The organism is Massilia litorea, from assembly GCF_015101885.1.
GTDB classification, from domain to species: domain Bacteria; phylum Pseudomonadota; class Gammaproteobacteria; order Burkholderiales; family Burkholderiaceae_D; genus Telluria; species Telluria litorea.
This window is the reverse complement of sequence record NZ_CP062941.1, coordinates 2,278,063-2,302,964: the sequence shown is the minus strand read 5'-3', so window position 1 is coordinate 2,302,964 and position 24,902 is coordinate 2,278,063. Positions and strand designations below refer to the sequence as shown.

Genomic DNA, 24,902 nt, shown 5'->3' with positions numbered 1-24,902 from the left:
TCCGTCAGGCCGGCATGCCGAGATTGCCCGGCATCTACACATCGGCTAGTATGGCCGCACGTTTTCCACGAGGTTCCATCATGATTTCACGCGGCGCACAGTTGCTGAGTTTCTCCCTGCTGGCCGCGGCCCTGCTTGCCGGCTGCAAGGACAGGCAGCCGCCGGCCGCGCCGCCGCAGCCGGCCAAGCCCATCGTGCAGCAGAAGGCCGAACCGGCCGTCACGCGCGAACAGGCGATGGCCGCACTGCTGGCGTTGCCGGAAGTGAAGGCCTGGTCGCAGGACATCGAAAAGCGCTCGCGCGGCAAGGCGCACGGGGCCGTGATCGAAGACGACCCGACACCGCGCGTCATCAACGGCATGTCGTACTGGCAGCTGAGTTTTGTCGAGAACCGTGCGGACAAGGTGCAGCGGCGCGAGAGTTTTCTGGTGGCGAAAACGGGCGAGCAGATTCTGGTGGACGACACGGCGAACGATACGGTGGTATCGCTCGACGAGTGGCGGCGCGGGATTCGGCGGGTGGAGACCAAATCGGCGGATTGATGTTGCGCGACGCGAAATCGACAACATCGTTAACGGACGCATGACGCAGGGTGGGCTCTTGAGCCCACGCGGTCGAACCATGAAGCAGTCGAAACGAGTACCGACATTTTTTCGCGCGCGTGAGCGATGGTGTTGAAGCCGCATCGACGCACATGTCAGACCGCGTGGGCACAAGTGCCCACCCTACGTTTCTCAACTGTCCAGGTGTGAAATCAAGAGCCTGCGCTGCTCGACGTCGCCTTCTCGCCCATTATGCGCATCGACCGACAAGCCCACCGCCATGATGTCGATGAACAGCAGCTGCAGGATCCGCGAAATCATCGACAGGAACACAGTGCTGTCCTCGGCGTGATCGACCGCCAGGCACACGCTGGCCTTGCGTGCGAGCGGCGACTGGCTGTTGCCGATGGCGATGACGTCGGCGCCGCGCGAACGGGCGATGTCGACCGCCTGCAGCAGCTCCGGCAAGCGCCCCGAATTCGAGATCGCGATCACCACGTCGCCCGGCCCGAGCAGATCCGCCGCCAGCGCGAACAGGTGCGAGTCGCCGTACAGCGCGGTCGGAATCCGGAAGCGGAAGAATTTATGCTGGCCGTCGAGCGCCACCACGCGCGCATTGCCCAGCGCGTAAAACTCGACCCGGCGTGCGCGGCTCACCAGCTCGATCGCACGGTCCAGCGTGTGCACGTCGAGCCCGTCGCGGAATTTCAAAATCGCCGACACGGTGTTGTCGATCACCTTCGCCGACAGGTCATGCGTGCTGTCGCTGTTCCTCACCTGGCTGTGGCGCACCGGGATCGCACCGGTCAGGCTGCTCGCGAACTTCAGTTTGAAATCGGCCAGGCCGAGGAAGCCGAGCGAGCGGCAGAAGCGGATCACGGTCGGCTGCGAGACTTCCGCGCCGCGCGCGATATCCGCGATCGGTTCGTTCAGCACCAGGCGCGGCTGCTCGAGCACGAGCGTCGCCACGCGCTGCTCGGCGGGCGTGAGCTCGTGGCGCAGCCCCTTGATGCGGTCCATCAGCGTGTTGGCGCCGCTACGGCCACGCAGGTGTTCGGAGAGGATGGTCGCGACCCCGTGGAAGGCGGGGTTCGGCGTCGTGATGACATAGGTCGGAATGTCGGCCAGGTAGTGCGAGAAGCGTCCCTTGGCCTCGAAGCGCGCGCGGAAGGGAGAGCGTGCGAACCACTCCCCCATGCGCGGCACGATGCCGCCGCCAATAAAAATGCCGCCGAAGGCGCCCAGGGTCACGGCGAGATTCGCCGCCGCGGCGCCCAGCATGCCGCAGAAGACTTCCAGCACCTCGATGCACAGGGCATCGTTTTCATCCAGGCCCGCGGCCAGGATGTCGGCGGCCGTACGGCCTGGGGCCTGCACGCCATTGCGCAAGGCCAGCGCCTCATGGATCAATTCCATGCCGGGCCCGGAAATCAGGCGTTCGTTCGACACGTGCTGCCAGGCGCGCCAGGCGTGCCGCAGGATCGCGAACTCGCGCTCGTCGCCGGGCGCGAAGTTCACGTGGCCGCCTTCGCTGCCCAGGGTGACGAAGCCGTCGCTCGTGGGAATCAGGCCCGAGACGCCGAGGCCCGTTCCCGGCCCCAGCACGCCGATGACGGCATTCGCCGCCGGCTTGCCGCCGCCGACCTGCAGCAGGTCGGCAGGCAGCAGCACGGGAATGGCCATCGCCAGCGCCGTGAAATCGTTCACCACCAGCAGCGTCGACAGGCCCAGCTCGCGCCGCACCGCCTCGGTCGAGAATTCCCAGGCGCGGTTCGTCATGCGTACCTGGTCGCCGTTGACGGGATTGGCCACCGCAAAGGCGGCGTGCTGCAGGTTCAGGTCGAGGTGGTCGCGCAGGTAGAAGCGCACCAGCGAATCGACACCGTCGAACTCCTCGCACTTCAACACGGCCACATGGCGGAAGGTGCCGGGCGCCGTCTGCAGTGCGAAGCGCGCGTGCGTGGCGCCGATATCGGCCAGCAGGCGCGGGCCGTCGGCGAACGCGGTGCGCTCGAATTTCTCGGCGTCGGGCGCGTTGCCCATCAGGCGAGCGTACCGAACCAGGCGCCGTAAGCCGGCAGCGTGACGCGGCCGTTTGCCGCTTCGCCCGGCAGGCCGTGGCCTTCCAGGTCGTGCGCGCCCGCCGTCTCCGGCCAGGCTATCGTTACCGGCGCGTTCGACAGGTTGAAGGCGGCCAGCACGGTCGGCTCTCCATCGAGCGTGCGGCGCAGCGCCAGCACCGGCTCCGGCGCATCGAAGAAGGAGATGTCGCCACGGGTCAGCTGCGGCAGCTTCTGGCGCCAGTGGATGATGCGGCGCGCCGCGTTCAAGGCCGATGCGGAGTCGAACTCCTGCTGCGACACGGACGCGGCAAGATGCGGCACCGCGACCGGCAGCCAGGGCGTGCCGGTGGTGAAGCCGGCGTTGGGCGCGGCATTCGTCCACGGCATCGGGGTGCGGCAGCCGTCGCGGCCCTTGAATTCCGGCCAGAAGGTGATGCCGTACGGGTCCTGCAGCAGTTCATACGGCACATCCGCTTCCGGCAGCGCCAGTTCGTCGCCCTGGTACAGGCAAGGCGTGCCTTTCAGGGACAGCTGCATCGCCAGCACCATCGCCGCGAACGCCACTGGCGCATCCTCGCCGCGCCAGCGCGTGACGACGCGGATCGCATCGTGGTTACCGACCGACCAGGACGCCCAGCCGCCTTTGACGCGCGCTTCGAATTCCTCGACCTGGGTGCGGATGTGCGCGGCCGTGAACTGCGGCGTGAGCAGGTTGAAACTGTAGGCCATGTGCAGCTTGTCGCCGTCGGCCGTGTACTCGGCCATGCAGGCCAGGGCGTCGTCGGCACCGACTTCGCCGATCGAGACGGCGCTGTATTCGTTCAGCAGCGCGCGGATCTGCTGCAGGAAGGCGATGTTTTCCGGACGCGTCTTGTCGTAGATGTGGGACTGCATGCCGTAGGGGTTGACGTCGGTGACCGAGGCCGTGTCGCGGGTGGTCGCCGGCGGATTGCTGCGCAGCTGGGTGTCGTGGAAGTGGTAGTTACACGCGTCCATGCGCACGCCGTCGACGCCGCGCTCGAGCCAGAAACGCAGCGCGTCCAGGTGGGCCTTCTGCACGTCCGGGTTATGGAAGTTCAGTTGCGGCTGGCTGACCAGGAAGTTGTGCATGTAGTACTGCTTGCGGCGCGTGTCCCACTGCCAGGCGGAGCCGCCGAAGACCGACATCCAGTTGTTCGGCGGGTTGCCGTCCGGGGCAGCGTCGGCCCAGACATACCAGTCGGCCTTCGGGTTGTCGCGGCTGGAGCGGCTCTCGGCGAACCACGGGTGCGCATCGGCCGTGTGCGCCATCACCTGGTCGATCATGATTTTCAGGCCGAGCGAATGCGCCTTGGCGACCATCGCGTCGAAGTCGGCCAGGGTGCCGAACAGCGGATCGACGTCGCAGTAGTCGGAGATGTCGTAACCGAAGTCCTTCATCGGCGACTTGAAGTAAGGGGACAGCCAGACGATGTTCACGCCCAGGCTCGCGATGTAGTCGAGCTTCGCGGTGATGCCGGGGATGTCGCCCACGCCGTCGCCGTTCGTGTCGAGGTAGCTGCGCGGGTACACCTGGTAGATGATGGCTTCGCGCCACCAGTCATTGTTGTGCGTGGAGGTCTGGGTCATGACGAGGTCCGGTTGGTGGTTTTTACGCAATATACAGCAGCTTTTTCAATTTTACAATCTGCACCCAGCTGCATTTTTCATGCATATTTCCTTTACATTCAAAGACTTAAATAAAATTAACAGTTGTACTTCCTCAGGATGAAGTAGCAAAACTACGAAGCCTCTGGATGAGCTGATTTTTTTAGTTGCAAAGACCCCAACGGCGTCATAGGATCGCGTCTTGTCCATTTCAGGATGCGCCATGAGCCAGCCGACGACGACCGCCACCAGCGGACGCATGCCCCGCCAGATCCCCTACATCATCGCCAACGAAGGTTGCGAGCGTTTCTCGTTCTACGGGATGCGCAACATCCTCACGCCCTTCCTGATTTCGACCCTGCTGCTCTTCTTGCCGGAGTCCGAGCGCACGGGCGAAGCCAAGCACGTGTTCCACACCTTCGTCATCGGCGTCTACTTCTTCCCGCTGCTGGGCGGCTGGCTGGCCGACCGCTTCTTCGGCAAGTACAACACCGTGTTCTGGCTCAGCCTCGTCTACGTCGCGGGCCACGCCTGCCTTGCCATTTTCGAGGACAACGTCAAGGGCTTCTACCTCGGCCTGGGCCTGATCGCGCTCGGCTCGGGCGGCATCAAGCCGCTGGTCGCATCGTTTGTGGGCGACCAGTTCGACCAGACCAACAAGGGAAAAGCGAAGCTCGTTTTCGACGCCTTCTACTGGATCATCAATTTCGGTTCCTTCTTCGCTTCGCTGCTGATGCCGCTGTTCCTGAAAAACTACGGGCCTGCGGTGGCCTTCGGCATCCCCGGCGTGATGATGTTCATCGCCACCATGGTGCTGTGGAGCGGCCGCCGCAAGTACGTGCACGTGCCGCCCGCCGCGGCCTCGCCGCATTCGTTCACGCGCGTGGCGAAGAGCGCCCTGCTCGCGCATGCGCCGGGCGCAGGGCGTCCCGGCCTCACCGTCGCCATGGCCGGCGTGGCGGGTGCCGTGCTGTCGCTGGCGATGACGCCGCAATGGGGCTTCGTGATCGCGGCCTGCACGGCCCTGGTGCTGCTGCTCGCTTTCGGCGGCATCGGCACTTCGATGCAGCTCGAGCGTGCGCGCGGCCTGCATCCGGACGAGGCGGTCGACGGCGTGCGCGCGGTGCTGCGCATCCTGATCGTGTTTTCGCTGGTCACGCCCTTCTGGTCGCTGTTCGACCAGAAGGCCTCGACCTGGGTGGTGCAGGCCAATTCGATGATCACGACCTTCTCCATCTTCGGCAACGAGTTCACGCTGCTGCCGGCGCAGATGCAGGCCCTGAATCCCCTGCTGGTCATGCTGCTCATCCCCTTCAACAACCTGGTGCTGTTCCCGATGCTGCAGAAGATCGGCTTCACGCCGACGCCGCTGCGCCGCATGACGGCCGGTATCGCCTTCTCGGCCCTGTCCTGGCTGGTGATCGGCACCATCCAGGTCTCGATGGACGCCGGCACCCCGACCTCGATGGCCTGGCAGATCCTGCCGTATGCGCTGTTGACGATGGGCGAAGTGCTGGTTTCGGCCACCGGCCTCGAATTCGCCTACAGCCAGGCCCCGGCCTCGATGAAGGGCGCGATCATGGCCCTGTGGAGCCTGGCCGTCACGGTCGGCAACCTGTGGGTGCTGGTCGTCAACGCGGCCGTCAAGAACGACGCCGTGCTGGGCAGGATCCGCGACTCGGGCCTGGGCCTGATCGCCTTCCAGATGTACTTCTTCGCGGCCTTTGCCTTGCTGGCCGCGATCGCGTTCGGCTTGTACGCGAAGCGCTACAGGATGGTCGACCACTATCGCAGCAACGAGACTGCGCAGGCACCGGCGGCCGTCAAGGCCTGATGCAGGCTCGAATACCGGATATCGTGAGTACGATATCCGGCATCCTTTAAAATGCGGCGCATGAGCTCATCCATCCGCCGCGCCCTCCTCCTCTCTTTCCTCGGCCTTGCCGGCAAGGCCCACGCCGCCATTCCGCTGCAGGCCTGTGACAGCCCCGCTTTCGCCACGGTCCTGCACGCGGCCCCGGCCAGACTCGAAGCGCGCGCCGTCTGGCTCGATCGCCGCCTCGCCCAATGGCCCGGCATGGCAAGCGAGGGCCGCTTCCGCCTCTACCACTCCTCGGGCGGATCGATCGTCGCCGCTGCCGGCGCGAAGGTACAAGGCGCGGCGGGCGTGCTGGAACTTGCAGTGCAGGCCGGCGCCATTCCGCCCGCGGCGGCGCAGCGCTTCAAGTACGTCGCGCCCGGCCCGGTGCTGGCCCTGAACGACGCCGACCTCTCCCGCATCGCGCAGCTGCAGCGCGAACAGCTGGTGCTGGTGCGCGAAGACGCGAGCGGTACCGTCCTCGCCGCCACGCGCCTGCAGGCGGCCGGTGCCCTCGACGACCTGTACGCGGCCGCCGAAGCCATCCCCGACCTCGGCGCCACCCCGCGCGCAAGCGCCACGACCTTCACACTGTGGGCGCCGACCGCGCAGCAGGCAGCGGTGTGCATCTACGACAAGGGCACGGGCCGCGCCCGCGCGATCCACCCGCTGGCCTTCGACGCAACGACCGGCGCCTGGAGCGCGCAGGCCGCCGGCGACCTGTCCGGCCGCTACTACAAGTATGCCGTCGACGTGGTTGCCGACGGCAGCGGCCTGGTGCGCAACCTGGTCACCGATCCGTATTCGGTCAGCCTCACCACCGACTCGAAGCGCAGCTACATCGCCGACCTCGACGCGGCCAGGCTCAAGCCGCAGGGCTGGGACATGCACCGCGCCCCCGATACCGTCAGGGCGTCGGCCGACATGAGCGTCTACGAACTGCACGTGCGCGACTTCTCGCGCGACGACACCAGCGTGCCCGTGAACAAGCGCGGCAAGTACACGGCCTTCGGCGAAACGCATTCGAACGGCATGCGCCATTTGCAGGCGCTGGCAAAAGCAGGTCTCACCGACATCCACCTGCTGCCTGTCTACGACATCGCCAGCGTCCCCGAGACCGGGTGCGCGCTGCCGAAACCGGCAGGTGCGGCAAGCAGCGAGCGCCAGCAGGCGCTGGTCATGAAAACCGCCCGCACCGACTGCTACAACTGGGGCTACGACCCGTACCACTACAACGCGCCCGAAGGCAGCTACGCCAGCGACCCGCGCGACGGTGCACGCCGCATCATCGAGCTGCGCGAGATGGTGATGAATCTGCACCGCGCCGGCCTGCGCGTCGGCATGGACGTGGTCTACAACCACACCTTTGCCGCCGGCCAGAAGGAGAAATCGGTCCTCGACCGCATCGTGCCCGGCTACTACCACCGGCTCGACGCGGCCGGCGCCGTGGCCCAGTCGACCTGCTGCGACAACACCGCGACCGAGAACCGCATGATGGCTAAACTCATGATCGATTCGGCGGTGCTGTGGGCCAGGCACTACCGCATGGATTCCTTCCGCTTCGACCTGATGGGGCACCAGCCGCGTGCGGCGATGGAGCGCCTGCAGGCAGCGGTGGACAAGGCCGCCGGCCGTAGCGTGCAGCTGATCGGCGAGGGCTGGAATTTCGGCGAGGTGGAAAACGGCGCGCGCTTCGTGCAGGCCTCGCAGCTGTCGCTGAACGGCAGCGGCATCGGCACCTTCAGCGACCGCGCCCGCGACGCCGCGCGCGGCGGCGGTGCCGGAGACGCGGGCGAGGCCGTGATCAAGCGTCAGGGTTATATCAACGGCCTCGTCTACGACGCCAACGCCAGGGCGGACAAACGCCCGCGCTCGGACTTGCTGCAGGCCGCCGACATGATCCGCGTGGGCCTGGCCGGCACCCTGCGCAGCTATCCGCTGGTGAATGCGGATGGCGTCACGCGCAAGCTGGCGGAGATGGACTACGGCGGCCAGCCGGCCGGCTATGCGAGCCAGCCCGGCGAGACCGTCAACTATGTCGAGAACCACGACAACCAGACCCTGTACGACGCCAACGCCCTCAAGCTGCCGCTCGCCACCTCCACGCCCGAGCGCGCCCGCGTGCAGGTACTCGGCCTGGCCATCAACGCCTTCAGCCAGGGCGTGGCCTATTTTCACGCCGGTTCCGACATCCTGCGTTCCAAATCGCTGGACCGCAACAGCTTCAATTCCGGCGACTGGTTCAACCGCCTCGACTGGACCTACCGCACCAATCATTTCGGCACCGGCCTGCCGCCCGCGCCGGACAACGCGCAGGACTGGCCGCTGTTCAAGCCGCTGCTGGCCAACCCGGCCTTGCGTCCGCAGCCGCAAGACATCGCTTTTACGCGCGACGCCTTCCGCGACCTGCTGGCGATCCGCGCCAGTTCGACGCTGTTCCGCCTGCGCACGGCCGACGAGGTGGCGCAGCGCCTGCGCTTCTTCAACGTCGGGCCGCAGCAGGAGGCGACCGTGATCGCCGCGCACCTGGACGGGCGCGGCTACCCAGGCGCGGGCTTTGCGGGCATCCGTTACTTCATCAATGTCGACAAGCTGGCGCACACCGTCACCGACGAGGCGGCGCGCGGCATGCGGCTGCGCCTGCATCCGGTGCAGGCCGCCGCCACGGCCGGCGACAAGCGCGCCGCCGAAGCGCGCTTCGACAGCACCGCCGGCAGCTTCGACATTCCGCCGCGCACGGCCGTGGTGTTCGTCGAGGAGTGAGCCGGGCGGCGCCTAGGAACTGGCCGCCTTGTCCAGCGCCAGCGAGATGGCGTTGGTCAGCGCCCCCAGCGTATAGGGCTTGCGCAGGAACTGGATGCGCAAGGTCTGCAGCCGGCCCGGATCGACCATGTAGCCGCTGGTAAGCACCACAGGGATCTGCGGATGGTGACTGGCGAGCCAGTTCACCAGGCCGATGCCGTCCAGCCGGCCGGGCATCATGACGTCCGACAGCACCAGGTCGACTTCGTCGAAGTCCGCCTCGATGGCGGCGTCGGCGCTGTCGACGATCGTGATCTCGGCGTCGAGCACCGCCAGCAGCGAGGACATGGTCTCGGCCACGACCGGATCGTCCTCGACGCACAGGACACGCACCCCGGACAGGGAGTGCGGCGCCACCTCGGCCGTGCCGCCCTGCACCGCCTCGGCCTTGCGGCTGCTGCGCGGCAGCAGGATGCCGACCGTGGTGCCCACTGCTTCACGCCGGATGAAGGCCAGGCCGTCGCTCTGGCTGGCGAAGCCGTACACCTGCGACAGGCCCAGGCCGGTGCCCTTGCCTACGGCCTTGGTCGTGAAAAAGGGTTCGAAGGCCTGGCGCGCCGTCTTGTCTGACATGCCCTCGCCCTCGTCGGTCATGGCCAGGCAGACGAATTCGCCGGCCAGCTCGCCCGCCTCCGGCAGGGCCGCATCGGGCAGGTGCAGGTTGCGCGCGTCCAGCACCAGCTTGCCGCCGCCGGGCATGGCGTCGCGCGCGTTGACGGCCACGTTCAGCAAGGCTGCGTCGAGCTGGGCCGGATCGACCGACACCGGCCACAGCGCGGGTGCGATCTGCAGCCGCAAGTCGATCCCCGGTCCCAGCGATCCGAGCAGCAGTTCGGCGGCGGCGTTCAGGTACAGGGGCAGGTCGAGGGCGACGTTGTTCAGCGGCTGCCTGCGTGCATAGGCCAGCAGTTGCTGCGTCAGGGCGGCGCCGTGGCCGGCGGCGCGCCGGATGCTGTCGAGCGCTCGCTCGCTGCGCGGATTGGCGTCCTTTGCCAGCAGCATGCGCAGCAGTGTCTCCGAACCCGAGATCACCTGCAGGATGTTGTTGAAGTCGTGCGCCACGCCCCCTGTCAGCCGGCCCAGCGATTCGAGCCGGCGCGCCTCGGCCAGCGCCCGTTCGACGCGGCGCCGCTCGCCCACTTCGCGCTCCAGCGACAGCGTGCGTTCGCGCACCGCTTCCTCGAGCGAGCCGGCATGCTCCTGCAAGGCCTGCCATTGATCGCGCAGGGCAAACTGCAGGCGGCGCGTGCGCAGGGCCGCGCGGATCGACATCAGGAGCACCTCGCGCGAGGTGGGCCGTTCGATCAGGGTGATATTGCCGATGCGCGCCAGGCGCGCGAAGCGGTTGCTGTCGACCTTGCCGCCGTCCGGGCCGGCCAGCGTCAGCACCGGCAGGTCAGACCAGGGCGGCTGGCGCCGCAGGCTCGCGTCCAGGCCTTCGAGCGAACAGCGGTCCAGGCCTTCCTCGGTGACGACCGCGCACCAGGTGCAGTCGCCGAGGGCGGCATAGAAGGCTTGCTCGTCGGCGCACGCCTGCACCTGCACGCCCTCTTCTTCCAGCATCAGGCGCAGCGTGTGGGCGTCGCCTTCGATCGGCGCGAAGATGGCCGCGACGGCGCCGAGCGCGTCAGAACTCAAGGGGCATGCCTCCCGACTCGACGACCGGTACCGCGACCCGCGCGCCGATCTCGATACCCGCATCGGTCAGGTGGAATTCGCGCACGTCGTGCTCATGGCGGCCGTGGCGGCGCTTGAGCATGCAGATGGCCTTGCGCACGACGTTGTCGTGCTCGTAGTAGCGCAGCGAAATGATGTTGTCCGTGATGATGCTGAGCGCGTCCGGTTCCTTCGAGGTATCGAGGCGGGCCGAATGGGCGCCGACGATGATCGAGGTCACGTTCATGTTGCTCAGGTAGGAGAACAGTTCGTTCATCTGCAGCAGCAGCGACTTTTCCTCGCGAATCACGTCGAGATAGGAATTGATGCAGTCGATGATGATCAGGCGCGCGCCGCGGTCCTCGACCAGGCGCCGCACGTTCCAGATGAATTCGCCGGGCGAGATGCGCGAGGGATTGACCCGCTGCAGGTGGAACAGGCGCTGTTCGTCGGTCGCGTCGTCCTGATGCATGTGTTCGACCATGCGCGAGCGCAGCGTGACCTCCGACTCGTCGAAGGTGAAGTAGCCGACCTGGCGGCCGCTTTCGACGACCGACAGCGCGTATTGCAGGGCCAGCGTGGACTTGCCGGAGCCCGACGGACCAACCACCATCGTCGAGCTGCCGGCGATGAGCGCGCCGCCGACCAGGCGGTCGAGGCTATCGACCTTGCTGAGGATGTCGAGCACGTCGTCGTCGCGATGGTGCTCCTGGGCGATCAAGCTGGGGAAGACCAGGATTTCGCTTTTCTTGATGGCGTAGTCGTGCCAGCCGCTCTGGAAGTCGCCGCCGCGCAGCTTGACCACGCGCAGCCGGCGCCGCGTGGCACCGAAGCTGCGCTCGAGCTGTTCGAGCGTGACCACGCCGTGCACCGCGCTTTGCAGCTCGAACTCGCGGCCGTCGGAGGTCAGGTCGTCGAGCAGGATGACGGTCGCCTGGAACTCGGCCAGGCGCTGGCGCAGGTCGATGATCTGGCGCCGGTAATGGGCGCTGTCACGCGCCAGCAGGCGCACTTCGACCATCGAATCGATGACGACCCGCCTGGCGCCGCTGTGCGCAATGCGTTCGGCGATGCGTGCCACCAGGGCCGACAGCTCGCTGTCGGTCGGCAGCAGGATCGTCTGCGAGGCCCTGGTGTCCGGCGCGATCGGCATGATTTCCTCGATCTCGATGCCGTCCAGGTTCCAGCCGTGGCTGTGCGCGTTCGCGAGCAGCTCTTCCCGGCTTTCCGACAGCGTCAGGTACAGGCAGCCTTCGCCGAGCGAGGCGCCGTGGATCAGGTAGCGCAGCCCGAGGGTGGTCTTGCCGGTTCCCGGCCGGCCTTCGATCAGGTGGACACGGCGGCGGATCAGGCCGCCGCGCAGGACCGCGTCGAGCTCCGGGATGCCCGTCTGGATTCGTTCAATATCGGCATGCATGAATGCCCCTTACATAAGATTGGATGGCGCTGCCGCTGGCAAGTGGGCATATGTCGGCGAATTATAAAATATACAAATCGCATCAAATGTGCCTTGCCTAACAGTGGCGCGCATTCCTTTCTATGCTTGAGGAACAGCCTCCGCATCCGGTTCGGCCAGCGGCAAGCGTACGACGAAGGTGCTGCCCCTGCCCACGCCTTCGCTGTGCGCAGTGATCGTTCCATCGTGGAGTTCGACCAGCCCTTTCGCGATCGAGAGGCCCAGTCCCAATCCACCAAGGGAACGGTCGATGGTCGTCGGCCCCTGCACCAGGGAGTCGAAGATGGTCGGCAAAACATCGGCCTCCATGCCGACACCTTTATCGATCACCTCGATCACCGCCATGCCGTCGGCCGCGTAGTTGCGGACGCTGATCGTGCTGCCCTCCGGCGAATATTTCATGGCGTTGACCAGCAGGTTGTCGACGACCTGCTCGAGGCGGGTCTTGTCGCCCATGACCCAGGCGTCCTCGGTATGGATCTGCCATTCGTGCTTCGAGGCTGTCGCCATGATCCTGGAATCGCAGCAGAATTTCACGACGCTGCCGATATTCACGCGCGCTTTCTCGATCATCACCTTGCCGGACAAGACCCGGCGCACGTCGAGCAGGTCTTCCACCATCCGGGTCAGCTGCCGCAACTGGCGCGTCGCGATCTCCCAGGCCTTTTCGGTTTTTGCCGCCGGCATGGACGGCAGGCGGATCACCGACATCGCCCCGCTGATGGCCGCAAGCGGGTTGCGCAGTTCATGGCTCAGCATCGAGATGAAATGGTCCTTGGCGTCGCTCTGGGCTTCGGCCTGCTTCCTGGCGGCGCGTTCGCTCGTCAACAGGCGTGCCCGCTCGCGCTCGAGTGCCTCGCGCGCCGCGCTTTCCTGCGACAGGGCCAGGCTGCTTCGGTGCAGTTCTTCCAGCAGCACGTTCACTTCGTTCAGCTGCGAGCGGGTGGCCGGGGTCACGCGTCCCAGCGCCAGTGCATGGGCCGCCAGGGTGGCGTTGCGCAGCGACTTGTCGATCCGGTGGCCGAAGAAGACGGCAATCCCCACCGCGCCTCCCAGCACGCCCAACAAGGCCATCGCGGCGAACCAGGTGGTCATGCGCGCAGCCGATTCGATTTCCCCGACCGGCACCCCGACGGCAACGGTCCAGCCGGTCAATTCCGAGCGCACGAAGGTGTCGTAGACCTCGATGCCGTCCCGGGTCATGTGGCGTACCAGCCCGCTTTGCCGGCGGCGGGAGGCGTCGAACAGTTCGGGGCGCACCCGCCCTCCTATCATTTTCTCCGGATTGCGGTTGCGCGCGATCGAGACGCCGTTCGCGTCGAACACGCCGACGATCCAGCTCGCGGGCAGCGTGTTCTTGCGGAAGACTTTATTGAAATAGCTTGGATCGAAAATCTGGGTGACGACGTATTTCTTGCCGGCCGACGCAGGCACCGGAACGTTGACCGACACCACGCCGCGCTGCGAACGCGCGCCGATGAAGTAACCGCCGACAGACGACTTTTGCTTATCGTAGGCGATCGCCGCCCATTTCCCTGAACGCCTGGCCAGGGGCGTACCGTAGGGCATCAGCGTGTTGAGCAGCCCGTTCCCTTCGTAGTCGGCGATCAGGGTCCAGCTCAGGGGGGAGGTCCGCGTCGCGGACAGGAGGGTGTACAGGCGCTCGAAGTTGTCCGTCCTGAGATCGTGCGAATGGGCGATCGTGGTGACGGATGCTTCAGCGGCGGCGATTTCGCCGTCGATCATCAGGGAGGTCGATTTCGCGATTTCCTCGATGCTGCGAAAACGCGACTCCTGCTCGAAGCGCAGCAACATCGATAAGCCGAGGATTGCCAGGCAAGCCACCGGCACGATGATCGCAACCAGCATCAAGAGGAGGTAACTGCGTGTTTTCATCAATTCCCAGCCACGTCGACGGCATCGCGGCGGGAAATCTGCCGGATATTGTAAAACCGCCCAACTTGCACTTTAGCATGCCCGGCCTTCATCATAAAGCCTGTCCCTGGCACCCTGGAGTGGCCAGCTTGCTATTTTGTCCAGGCAGGCCTTTGTTGACCAATACCGCTGGCGGCGCCCCTGATGTCAGCGCCCGGCATACAAGGTTTCAGTCGCCCGCTTCAACCCGGCCTGAGGCAGGAACTGGTCTGAAATGGTGAGAATCGCGTGCAGGTTGTTTCGCAGCTTCTCGAGCTCGATGTCCCCGGGCCCGATCGCCGTCTGCAGCAAATGGATGGCCATGTCAGCCAGCAGCAGGCGCTGCCTGGCCTGCCATGCGCCGGGGTCGTTCCTTGTCGCCGGATGAAGCAGGTAAGCCTCTTCGACGGCAGCGTGTATCTCCCAGCCCATTCGTAGGAGTTCGTTGCGTTTGCTGTCGTCCATGCCGGCGCTACACGTCCAGGTGCGAAATGAGCAGCTTCCTCGCCTCGATGTCCCCATCCTGCCCCGCCTGGGCACCGAGTGAAATCCCGACCGCCATGATGTCGATCAGGAGCAGCTGCAGGATGCGCGAAATCATCGACAGGAAGACCGTGCTGTCCTCGGCGTGGTCGACCGCCAGGCAGACGTCCGCCTTCTTCGCCAGCGCCGATTTGCTGCTGGTGATGGCGATCACGCCGGCGCCGGCGCGGCGCGCGGCGTCCACGGCCGACAGCAGTTCGGGCGCCTGCCCCGCCGTCGAAATCGCGATGACCACATCGTTCGGTTTGAGCAGTTCGGCAGCGAGCTGGAACAGGTGGGCGTCGCCGTGGGCCGTGGTCGGGATGCGGAAGCGGAAGAATTTATGCTGGCCGTCGAGCGCGACCACGCGCGCGTTGCCCATCGCATAGAACTCGACCTTGCCGGCATTTTTCAACATCGCGATCGCGCGGTCGATCGCGTGCACGTCGAGGCCGTCGCGGAATTTCAGGATCGCGGAGACGGTGTTGTCGATCACCTTGGCCGACAGGTCATGGGTGCTGTCGCTCATGCGCACCTGGCTGTGGCGCACCGGGATCGAACCGGTCAGGCTGCCGGCGAATTTCAATTTGAATTCGGCCAGGCCCTGGAAGCCGAGCGAGCGGCAGAAGCGGATCACGGTCGGCTGGCTGACGTCGGCCAGGCGCGCGATCTCGGCGATCGGCTCCGACAGCACTTTACGGGGATGCTCGAGCACCAGGGCGGCCACACGCTGCTCGGCAGGCGACAGTTCGTGCTGCAGGTGCTGGACGCGCTCCATCAGGGTATTCGCGCCGCTGCGCCCGCGCAGGTGTTCGGACAGGATCGTCGACACGCCGCGCAGGGCGGGATTGGGGGTCATGATCACATAGGTCGGGATCGCGGCGAGGTAGTCCGTAAAACGCCCTTTCGCCTCGAAGCGCGCGCGAAACGGAGAGGTCGCAAACCACTGCGCGATGCGCGGCACGATGCCGCCGCCAATAAAAATGCCGCCGAAGGCGCCGAGGGTCAGCGCCAGGTTGGCCGCCGCGCCGCCGAGCATGCCGGCGAAGCATTCGAGCACCTCGAGGCACAGCGCATCGCGTTCGTCCAGCGCGCAGGCGACGATCTCGGCGGCCGTGCGCGCGGGCGCCTGCACGCCCTTGCGTTCGGCCAGCGCGCGGTAGACCAGTTCCATGCCGGGACCGGACAGGATGCGTTCGTTCGACACGTGCGGCCACTCGCGCCAGGCGTATTGCAGGATCGCGAACTCGCGCTCGTCGCTCGGGGCGAAGTTGACGTGGCCGCCTTCGCTGCCCAGGGTGACGAAGCCGTCGGCCGTCGGGATCACGCCCGACACGCCGAGACCCGTGCCGGCGCCGAGCACGCCCGCCACCGCGTGCGGCTGGGCCTTGCCGCCGCCGACCTGCAGCACGTCGTTCGCCTGCAGGCCCGGCAGCGCCATGGCGAGGGCCGTGAAGTCGTTGACGATGACCAGGGTCGACCATCCCATCGTGCGCCGCACTTCGTCGGTCGAAAACTGCCAGTCGCGGTTGGTCATGCGCACCATGTCTCCGCTGACCGGATTGGCCATGGCGAAGGCCGCATGCGTGATGCGCTCGCCCTTCTGCTCGGCGATGGATGGGCTGAGATACGCGTTCAGCAGCGGGACGATGCCGCTGTAGTCGTCGCAGCGCAGCACCGCCGTCTGGCGGAACACGCCGGGCGCCGTCTCGAGCGTGAAGCGGGCGTGGGTGGCGCCGATGTCGGCCAGCAGGCGCGGGCCGTCGGCGTAGGAGGCACGGCTGGATTTTTGTTCGGTGTCTGGTTCGGTGATCATGGCAGTGCTGTACGGCTGGGATACCTGGGAGGCGCACAGGATAGCATTGTTTGATTGCTACCAGCCGGCTATCGATTGCCGGCCGCCCCATGCGTGGCCGGATGGCGCCCGCATACAGTTGCGGTGCGCCATTGAACGAATTCACACACCCGGTCGATCCGGGACTATAGTCCCCTGATGAACCCTCGTGAAAACCATGTATCCGCCGAGCTGATCGATGCGTCGATCAATATCTTGCGCGCGCAGGGAATGTACGCCGCAACCCGCATGCTGTGCGAAGCTGGCGTGGCCATGGAGACGGCTTGCCGCGTATTGCGGCAACCCGGCCAGCGCCGGCTGCATGACAACTGCGTCATCCACACCTGGTCGCTGGAGGAATACCCCGGACCGTCCGCACGCTACGCAGTGCGCCAAAGCCAGGCATCGTCGTTCACGTACCGCTACCGGCAGCGTGCTTCAATCCTTTTGCGGTAGCAGTTCACGCACGATCGCCCCTGTCTGGCGGCTCAGGCCAGGGCCAGGCGCCGCGACGCTTGACCCGATGCGCCTGCACGCTCGCCCGCAGCGTGCATGGCCCCCTGGCCGCCGGCGCTGCCGTCGAGCTTGAAGGTGCTGACCAGCTGCGCCAGGGAGGCGGCCTGCTCCTCGAGCGACGTGGCCGCGGCTGCGGCCTCTTCGACCAGGGCCGCATTCTGCTGCGTGACGTCGTCCATCTGCGTAATCGCCGCATTGACCTGCTCGATGCCCAGCGTCTGCTCGGCACTCGCGCTGGCGATGCCGGACATGATGGCGGTCACGCGCGAAATACCCTGCACGATCTCCTGCATGGTGGCGCCCGCCTCTTCGACCAGGTGGCCGCCGGTTTCGACCTTGCTCACGGAATCGGTGATCAGCCCGCGGATTTCCTTGGCCGCCGCCGCCGAGCGCTGCGCCAGGTTGCGCACTTCGGACGCGACCACGGCGAAACCGCGGCCCTGCTCGCCCGCGCGCGCCGCCTCGACCGCGGCATTCAGGGCCAGGATGTTGGTCTGGAAGGCGATGCCGTCGATGACCGCGATGATGTCCGCGATCTTCTTCGACGATTCGTTGATCGAAGCCATCGTGTCGACCACCTGGGAGACGACCTGGCCGCCACGGGTGGCGATGCTCGATGCGTCCTGCGCCAGCGCGTTCGCTTCGCGTGCGTTGTCGGCGTTCTGCCTGACGGTACTGGTCAGCTCCTCCATCGAGGACGCCGTCTCTTCCAGCGAACTTGCCTGCTGTTCTGTCCGGGACGACAGGTCCAGGTTGCCGGCGGCGATCTGCTGGGAAGCCGTGACAATCGTGTCCGTGCCGGTGCGCACCTCGGCGACGGTCTTCAGCAAGCTTTCGTTCATGTCTTTCAGGGCCGACAGCAATGCCCCTACTTCGTCTTTCGACGACACGCGGATATCGGCGGTCAGGTCGCCGGACGCGACCTGCTGCGCCAGCGCCACTGCGCGCGCGAGGGGACGCGTGATGCTGCGCGTCAGCGTGGTGCCGAGCGCGACGCCGCAGGCCAGGGCAAACACGCCCAGCGCGATCAGGATCTTGCGCGAATCGGCATACACCTCGTCGATGCGGGTGTTCGCGGCCTGGAACAGCGAATCCTGGTAGGCGACGACATTGTCGACGGCGGCCAGGTATTTTTTCATCTCCGGCACCAGGGTCTGGTCCACGTTTTTCCTGAACACGTCGTCCACGCCCCAATCGGCCTTGCGCTTGAACAGGTCGTTGCGGACCGTGGTGTAGACCTTGCGCTGCTCGGCGACGAGGCGCAGGTTCTCCTTGCCCTTCTCGCTCGTCACCAGGGCGGCCAGTTCGTCCTGCACCTTGCTGACCTGGGCGCTGACTGCCTTCATTTCGGCATCCAGGTGTTTTTCCTCGGCCGCATCGATGGTATTGGCTTTCGCGAGCGTGCGTACGCTGTTGGTGGCCACGCCCTCGCGCCAGGCGGCCGCCAGCTTGGCCTTGTAGTTCGTGCCGACCATGATGGCCTTGGCTTCATCGATGCGCGAGAGCTGCCACAGGGCGCTGGCGAGCACGACGCCCAGCAACAGGAGGAGAATTGCAAAAGCACCGCTGAGACGTGTGCCAATCTTGAAGTTCGACATGTTCATGAGTAAGCCTGTTGTTTGTATGGACGAGATGCCCAGGTAGGATAACTCCTACGAAACAACAAACAATCACTCAATGCAAAAAATGTAGCTTGTGTGAAACTTTCACCACAATCAGGTGGGCGCCATACAACGCTCCAGTAACAAAGTTTTCACAGCTAATATCGCATGCATAACAGGTATGAACACGTCGGCAACTACCTGTGCCGGCCGGGTCCTACTCCTGCCCGATCAGCACCACCGGATAACGCGCATCGAACTGCACCTTGCCGTTTTTGACGACCGCCGTCTTGCCCGAATAGCCGTCGCGCACGGTCTGGCCATCGAGGAAGACGCCCGTCACCGGCACTGCCGCCGGTTTGTCGACCGGCAGCCCCAGCGCGATGACAACGCGGTCGACCACACCGTTCTTTTCATACGTGCGTTTGAAGGTGTACGGATAGTGCTGGATCATGCGGTGCACGCCGGCACCGACGGCGGGATGGGCCTGGCGGAAGCGCCCCAGTTTCGCCCAGTGCTCGCGTACATCCATCACGCGGTTCAGGCCGCGCTGGGCGTTCGCCGCCAGTTCGTCCCAGTTCATGAAGGAGCGCAGCGTGGCGTCGCCCTCGGCGCCCTCCACTTTCAACAGGCGTGCCGTCTCGTCGCCGTAGTAGATCTGCGCTGCGCCCGGCGCCAGCAGCAGTTTGTTGGCCGACTCGTAAGGACGCTGGCGCAACGCGTCATACGGTTCGCCGTCGTCGTGCGAGCTGAGGTAGTTCAGCACCGAATAGCCTTTCATCGGCCCTTGCAGCGCCTGTGAATACTCGCTGAACAGCTTCTCGTACGACTCGACGGCGTCCGCCTTCATCGCGAAGTTGATCATGCTGTCGAAGCCTTGCGCCGGATAGTCCACCGTCATGCCGCCCAGGTCGAAAGCGCGGCCATGCTTGATGGCGTAGTTGTAGACCTCGGCCGTCATGTAGAACGGAGTGTCGCCCAGCTTCTTCGCCGGATTCGCCTTCTTCCAGTCCTCGAAGGCGGCGCTCGCGACTTTTTTGAGATCCTTCCACACGCCCGGCTCGGTGTGTTTTACCGTGTCGGCCCGGAAGCCGTCGACGCCATATTTGCGCACCCAGTCGGCATGCCATTTCACCAGGTAGTAGCGCGGCGCACGCGGATAGCCGGTGCGCTTGAAGAAGGCGTCGAGCTCCCTGACTTCGCGCTCGTAGCGCCCTTCGCGTTTCCATTTCTCGACCAGCGCAGGCGGCAGCGCGACCGGCTTGTTGCTGTCGGTGCGAATGTCCGGCAGGTTTTTGACGAGCGTGCAGTCGATCGTCGTGCGCGCATCCTTGTAGGTGCAGGTGGGACCGGTACGCACCCAGTCCGCCGGCCACACCGGATCGCTCCCGGTGACCGGGCCGGTGTGGTTCATGACCACGTCGAACAGCACGCGCAGGCCGTGCGCATGGGCGGTGTCGACCAGGGTGCGCAGCTCGTCCTCGGTGCCGAGGTTGGCGTCGATGGCGGTGAAATCGCGCGCCCAGTAGCCGTGGAAGCCGTAGCTCTTGCCGGTCCCTTCGTCGGTGCCGGCGTGGATCTGCTCGACCGGCGGCGTGATCCACAGGGCGGTCACGCCCAGCTCGTTGAAATAACCCTCCTTGATCTTCGCCGTGATGCCGGCGAAGTCGCCCCCCATGAAACCGCGCAGCTTCGCGGCATCGTCCTTGCGGCCATAGGCATGGTCGTTATCCGGATTGCCGTTGTTGAAGCGGTCCGTCAGCAGGAAGTAGACGGTCGCGTTCTCCCACACGAAAGGTTTCGACGGCGCGGCCCAGGGTGCGGGGGCCGCATTCGCCGTTTGCGTGGCGAACAGCAGGGAGACGGCAAGTGCGGATAATTTCATGCAGGGTTCCTGGTAAAAAGTGGTCAGGTAATCACGCTCGGCCGCTGGCGGCCGGTGCGCTGGCGCAGTTCGGACACGCCGTCGGCAATCGCGACCAGGCCGGACAAGGCTTGCTGGGTCTCGAGATGGTGGCGTGCCGGGTCGGCCTCGTAGCGTTCGAGGTAGACACGGATGGTGGCGCCTTCGGTGCCGGTACCGGACAGGCGGAACACGATGCGCGAGCCGTCGCTCATGACGATGCGCACGCCCTGCTTCGAGGCGACGGAGCCGTCGACCGGGTCGGTGTAGACGAAATCGTCGGCCAGCGCCACGCGATAGCCGCCCAGGGTCTGGCCGGCCAGCTTCGGCAGCTTCGCACACAGCGCGGCCATCATGGCATCCGCTGCCGTGGCGTCGACGGCTTCGTAGTCGTGGCGCGAATAATAATTGCGGCCGAAGCGCGCCCAGTGTTCGGCAACGAACTGCTCGACTGGTTTGCCCGTCACGGCCAGCAGGTTCAGCCAGAACAGCACCGCCCACAGGCCATCCTTCTCGCGCACGTGGCTTGATCCGGTGCCGTAGCTCTCTTCGCCGCAGAGCGTGACCATGCCGGCATCCATCAGGTTGCCGAAGTACTTCCAGCCGGTCGGGGTCTCGAAGCAGGAAATGCCGAGCGCCTCGGCCACGCGGTCGGCGGCGGTGGAGGTCGGCATCGAACGGGCGATGCCCTTGATGCCGGCGGCGTAGCCCGGCGCCAGCGTCGCATTCGCGGCGATGATGGCCAGGCTGTCGGAAGGCGTCACCGCGATGCCGCGGCCGACGATCATGTTGCGGTCGCCGTCGCCGTCCGACGCCGCGCCGAAGTCGGGCGCGTCGGGGCCGTTCATCAAGGCGACCAGTTCGGCGGCGTTGACGGGATTCGGGTCCGGATGGTGGCCGCCGAAATCTTCCAGCGGCTCGCCGTTGATGACGGTGCCCGCAGGCGCGCCGAGCACTCCTTCGATGATCGCCCTTGCGTAGGGTCCGGAAACGGCGCTCATGCCGTCGAATTTCATGGTGAAGCCGCGCTTGAACAGCGCGCGGATGGCGTCGAAGTCGAACAGGCGTCCCATCAGCTCCGCGTAGTCGGCGACCGGGTCGATGACCTCCACTTGCATGCCTTCGAGCGAGGTGGTGCCGATTTCATCGAGGTTGACCGGCGGTGCATCGCTGATGCGGTAAGCGCTCAGGGTCTGGGTATGGGCGAAGATCGCCTCGGTGACCTTTTCCGGGGCCGGGCCGCCGTTCTCGATGTTGTACTTGATGCCGAAGTCGCCGTCCGGGCCGCCGGGGTTGTGGCTGGCCGACAGCACGATGCCGCCGAAGGCGCCGTGCTTGCGGATCACGCAGCTCACCGCCGGCGTGGACAGGATGCCGCCGCGCCCGACCAGCATGCGCGCCACGCCGTGGGCGGCGGCCATGTGGAGGATGGTCTGGATCGCGTCGCGGTTGAAATAGCGGCCGTCGCCGCCGAGCACCAGGGTGCGTCCGCTGCAGTCGCCCAGGGTCAGGAAAATCGCTTCGACAAAATTCTCGAGGTAGCCCGGCTGCTGGAACTCGGTCACCTTCTTGCGCAGGCCCGAGGTACCCGGACGCTGGCCGGCAAATGGCGTCGTTGCCACGGTCTGAATCGTCATGCTTCGCTCCTGTGATCGCGTGTGTTTGTTAGTAAAACGTTACGATACGACAGGAGCGAAAAGGATGGCGCGCAGGTCTAGGACCCTGCCTTGTCGGTCACGAACAGCGTCAATACGCCTGCCAGCAGCATGCAGCCGCCCCCCAGCGCCAGCGTTTGCACGGTATGGCCGTTGAAAAATTCGCGGGTGACGAAACCGAGCAGCAAACCGCTGACGATCTGCGGGATCACGACGAAGAAGTTAAACAGGCCCATGAAATAACCCATGCGGCTGGCCGGCAAGGCGCCCGCCAGGATCGCATACGGCATCGTCAGGATGCTGGCCCAGGCGATGCCGACGCCGACCATCGGCAGCATCAGCATTTCCTTGCTGCCGATGGCGACGATGCCCGCCAGGCTGATGCCGCCGATGGCGAGGCAGGTCGCGTGCACGATCTTGCGGCTGGTGGCGCGCGCGAACACCGGCAGGATGAAGGCGGCCAGGGCGGAGACGCCGCCGTAGACGCCGAACATGACGCCGACCCAGTTGCCGGCTTCCTGGAAGGCGGCCGACTGGGCGTCGCGGGTGCCGTAGATGGTGTCGGCGATCGCGCTGCCGGTGTAGATCCACATCGCGAACAGGCCGATCCAGGTGAAGAACTGCACGAAGGCCAGCTGCACCATCGTTTTCGGCATCTTCGTAAAACCGCTCAGGATTTCGACGAAGGCGACGTTCAGGTTGCGCGCGTGCTTGCGCTCCTTATGGAAGGATTCGAGGTCGGGCGGCGGCAGTTCGTCGGCGCTGAACACGGTCCAGCTGACGGCCAGGAAGAATACGAGGGCGCCGGCATAGAAGGAATAGCGCACGGTGTCGGGAATGGCGCCGTCGACCGGCACGTTCGACACGCCCAGCCAGGCCAGGATCTGCGGCAGCAGCGAGGCGATCACGCCGCCGCAGCCGATGAAGAAGGTCTGCATCGCAAAGCCGGCGGTCTGCTGCGAGGCGTCGAGCTTGTCGCCGACGAAGGCGCGGAACGGCTCCATCGAGATGTTGATCGCGGCGTCCATCATCCACAGGACGGCGACCGCCATCCACAACATCGAGGAATTGGGCATCAGGAACATCGCAATCGCGGCCAGCAGCGCGCCGCCGAAGAAGAACGGACGGCGGCGGCCCCATTTCGGGTGCCAGGTATGGTCGCTCGCATAGCCGATCACCGGCTGCACCAGCAGGCCCGTCACCGGCGCGGCCAGCCAGAACAGCGAGAGATTGTCGGCATCCGCGCCAAGCGTGGAAAAGATGCGGCTGGCGTTGGCGTTTTGCAGCGCCCAGCCGAACTGGATGCCGAAGAAGCCGAAGCTCATGTTCCACAACTGCCAGAACGACAGGCGTGGTTTGAGCGCCTTGGTATGCATGTCCATCTGTGTCCCCAATGGCCCGGGTCCGGGCTCGATATGTGTGGCGAACGCGCCACGTGCTCGCTATCGATACCGCGCCAATGCGGAAGTCGAGGAAGAGGCTGGGGAGCGTCCCCGTCCGTAGGCCATGAGGACGGGCTGTTGCAGACTAAGTTACCTAACTATATTTGTAGCAAAATAACATGGCGTTTTCCGGGTGTCAATCAGGCTAAGTGGTAGTAGAATCATCACGCTCGCCATTCCAGGGGGCGGATTTGTAGTCAAATAACAGAGAATTTAACTAAAAAGCGGGAGACACCCATGCTCGACATGCAGCGCCGGCTGAGCAATGCCTTTTATGCCCTGAGCAGCTTGCCGGCCACGGCCATGGGCTTTGCCCTGTGCATCCAGATTTCGGCGCTCAGCTGGCTGCTCAGCACCAAATACCACCTCGACATCCACGAGATCGGCATCGTCTGGGCCGCCGGCCCGCTGGCCGGCATCCTGGGCCAGGTGATCATCGGTTTTATCAGCGACAAAACCTGGTTCTGGGGCGGGCGGCGCCGGCCGTTTATTTTGATCGGCGGCGTGCTGGCGGCGCTGTCCGTGTTCCTGCTGCCGCGGATCGAGGTCGTCGCGGACCTGCTCGGCATCGGCAACCTACTTGTGGTGGCCGTGATCATCGCGCTGACGCTCGACCTGTCGATCAACGTCGGCTTCAATCCGACCCGCTCCCTGATCGCGGACGTGACGCCGGACGGCGACGCCCGCACACGCGGCTATACCTGGATGCAGACGATTTCCGGCTTCTGGGGCGTGATGGCGTATCTGATCGGCGCCTTCATCGACAACTACACCCTCATTTCGGTGGGCGTGCTGCTGATATTGGTGTTCTCGATCCTGCCCGTGCTGCTGATCGAAGAGCCGCGCGAGATTGCACCGGTCAGCAAAGAAGCCGCCTCCGCCACCGACTGGCCGCAACTGTGGCGCCTGTGGGCCGCGCACGCCTTTACCTGGTTCGGCGTGCAGGCGATGTTCGTCTACATCATCTCGTTCATCCAGCAGCACGTGGTCACGCCCGGTGCCGGCGCCGAACAGGCGGCGGCGCAATCGGGCCACGTGATCGCGATCTCCTTCGCCGTCATGAACGTGGTCGGCTTCCTCTTGCCGGCGCTGGTGCTGGCGCCCCTGGTCACGCGCTTCGGACGCGTGCGCACGCAGGCGGCCTGCATCGGCATCATGGCGCTGGCCTACTTCGCAATCGCCCTGTTCGCGCGCTCGCCCGGCGTGCTGTACGTGCTGATGGCGGTGGTCGGCATCGGCTGGGCGGCGGTGGTCAGCCTGCCCTTCGCGATCATGAGCGAGAAGGTCGACAAGAGCCGCATGGGTTATTTCATGGGCCTGTTCAACCTGTCGGTGGTGCTGCCGCAACTGGCCACGACCGTGGTCGGCTTCGCGCTCAACACGGCAGCCGACAAAAGCCTGCTGTTCCTGATCTGCGGCGGCTGCCTGGCGGTGTCGAGCGCACTGTGGCTGCTGGTGCGCGACAGCAAGGCGGCGCCGGCCGCCACGCCCGCATTCGCCGCTTCACACTGA

General features: G+C 65.5%; 16 protein-coding genes. 5 read left to right on the top strand and 11 right to left on the bottom strand.

Annotation, left to right across the window (positions count from 1 at the left end; genetic code table 11):
• Nucleotides 1-80: 80 nt before the first annotated feature.
• The gene (locus LPB04_RS10170; protein ID WP_193688555.1) at nt 81-542 is read left to right on the top strand and encodes a hypothetical protein; all 462 of its coding nucleotides are present in this window, start codon (nt 81-83) and stop codon (nt 540-542) included.
• A gap of 192 nt (nt 543-734) precedes the next feature.
• On the opposite strand, the gene LPB04_RS10165 is transcribed toward LPB04_RS10170, so the two are convergent.
• Both LPB04_RS10165 and LPB04_RS10160 read right to left on the bottom strand, forming a co-directional pair.
• Entirely contained in the window at nt 735-2,585 is a 1,851-nt protein-coding gene (locus LPB04_RS10165; protein WP_193688554.1) for a glucokinase, read from the bottom strand.
• Nucleotides 2,585-4,213, bottom strand: coding sequence for an alpha-glucosidase family protein (locus LPB04_RS10160; RefSeq protein ID WP_193688553.1), 1,629 nt, complete (start codon nt 4,211-4,213; stop codon nt 2,585-2,587). The genes LPB04_RS10165 and LPB04_RS10160 overlap by 1 nt, the downstream gene beginning before the upstream one ends.
• A gap of 241 nt (nt 4,214-4,454) precedes the next feature.
• On the opposite strand from LPB04_RS10160, the gene LPB04_RS10155 reads away from it, so the two are divergent.
• Complete coding sequence (locus LPB04_RS10155; protein WP_407943889.1) at nt 4,455-6,065, top strand: POT-type proton-dependent oligopeptide transporter; 1,611 nt, start codon at nt 4,455-4,457, stop codon at nt 6,063-6,065.
• A gap of 60 nt (nt 6,066-6,125) precedes the next feature.
• Entirely contained in the window at nt 6,126-8,852 is a 2,727-nt protein-coding gene (locus LPB04_RS10150) for an alpha-1,6-glucosidase domain-containing protein (protein ID WP_193688552.1), read from the top strand.
• 12 nt (nt 8,853-8,864) lie between these two features.
• Here LPB04_RS10150 and LPB04_RS10145 read toward each other — a convergent pair whose 3' ends face one another.
• The 5 genes from LPB04_RS10145 to LPB04_RS10125 all read right to left on the bottom strand — a co-directional run bounded on the left by LPB04_RS10145 (nt 8,865) and on the right by LPB04_RS10125 (nt 16,255).
• The gene (locus tag LPB04_RS10145; RefSeq protein ID WP_193688551.1) at nt 8,865-10,529 is read right to left on the bottom strand and encodes a response regulator; all 1,665 of its coding nucleotides are present in this window, start codon (nt 10,527-10,529) and stop codon (nt 8,865-8,867) included.
• Nucleotides 10,519-11,964 carry an ATPase domain-containing protein gene (locus LPB04_RS10140; protein ID WP_193688550.1) on the bottom strand — a complete coding sequence of 482 codons (1,446 nt, stop codon included), beginning with the start codon at nt 11,962-11,964 and terminating at the stop codon, nt 10,519-10,521. Before LPB04_RS10140 ends, LPB04_RS10145 begins: the two co-directional genes overlap by 11 nt.
• 120 nt (nt 11,965-12,084) lie before the next feature.
• Complete coding sequence (locus tag LPB04_RS10135; RefSeq protein WP_193688549.1) at nt 12,085-13,899, bottom strand: sensor histidine kinase; 1,815 nt, start codon at nt 13,897-13,899, stop codon at nt 12,085-12,087.
• 186 nt (nt 13,900-14,085) lie between these two features.
• Nucleotides 14,086-14,382, bottom strand: a complete 297-nt coding sequence (locus tag LPB04_RS10130) for a hypothetical protein (protein ID WP_193688548.1) — start codon at nt 14,380-14,382, stop codon at nt 14,086-14,088.
• A 7-nt stretch (nt 14,383-14,389) separates the two neighbouring features.
• Nucleotides 14,390-16,255 (bottom strand): glucokinase, encoded by a 1,866-nt coding sequence (locus tag LPB04_RS10125; RefSeq protein WP_193688547.1) that lies wholly within the window; start codon nt 16,253-16,255, stop codon nt 14,390-14,392.
• A 177-nt stretch (nt 16,256-16,432) separates the two neighbouring features.
• On the opposite strand from LPB04_RS10125, the gene LPB04_RS10120 reads away from it, so the two are divergent.
• On the top strand, nt 16,433-16,729 hold the full coding sequence (locus LPB04_RS10120) for a hypothetical protein (protein WP_193688546.1): 297 nt from the start codon (nt 16,433-16,435) through the stop codon (nt 16,727-16,729).
• A gap of 32 nt (nt 16,730-16,761) precedes the next feature.
• Here the strand turns inward: LPB04_RS10120 and LPB04_RS10115 are convergent, their stop codons facing one another.
• The 4 genes from LPB04_RS10115 to LPB04_RS10100 form a co-directional block, all read right to left on the bottom strand.
• Nucleotides 16,762-18,393, bottom strand: coding sequence for a methyl-accepting chemotaxis protein (locus LPB04_RS10115; RefSeq protein WP_193688545.1), 1,632 nt, complete (start codon nt 18,391-18,393; stop codon nt 16,762-16,764).
• A 214-nt stretch (nt 18,394-18,607) separates the two neighbouring features.
• Entirely contained in the window at nt 18,608-20,275 is a 1,668-nt protein-coding gene (locus LPB04_RS10110) for an alpha-amylase family glycosyl hydrolase (RefSeq protein WP_193688544.1), read from the bottom strand.
• 23 nt (nt 20,276-20,298) lie between these two features.
• Nucleotides 20,299-21,930 carry an alpha-D-glucose phosphate-specific phosphoglucomutase gene (locus LPB04_RS10105; RefSeq protein WP_193688543.1) on the bottom strand — a complete coding sequence of 544 codons (1,632 nt, stop codon included), beginning with the start codon at nt 21,928-21,930 and terminating at the stop codon, nt 20,299-20,301.
• Nucleotides 21,931-22,007: 77 nt separating this feature from the next.
• Entirely contained in the window at nt 22,008-23,330 is a 1,323-nt protein-coding gene (locus LPB04_RS10100; protein ID WP_193688542.1) for an MFS transporter, read from the bottom strand.
• Nucleotides 23,331-23,627: 297 nt separating this feature from the next.
• Between LPB04_RS10100 and LPB04_RS10095 the strand changes: the two genes are divergently transcribed.
• Nucleotides 23,628-24,902, top strand: coding sequence for an MFS transporter (locus LPB04_RS10095; protein ID WP_193688541.1), 1,275 nt, complete (start codon nt 23,628-23,630; stop codon nt 24,900-24,902).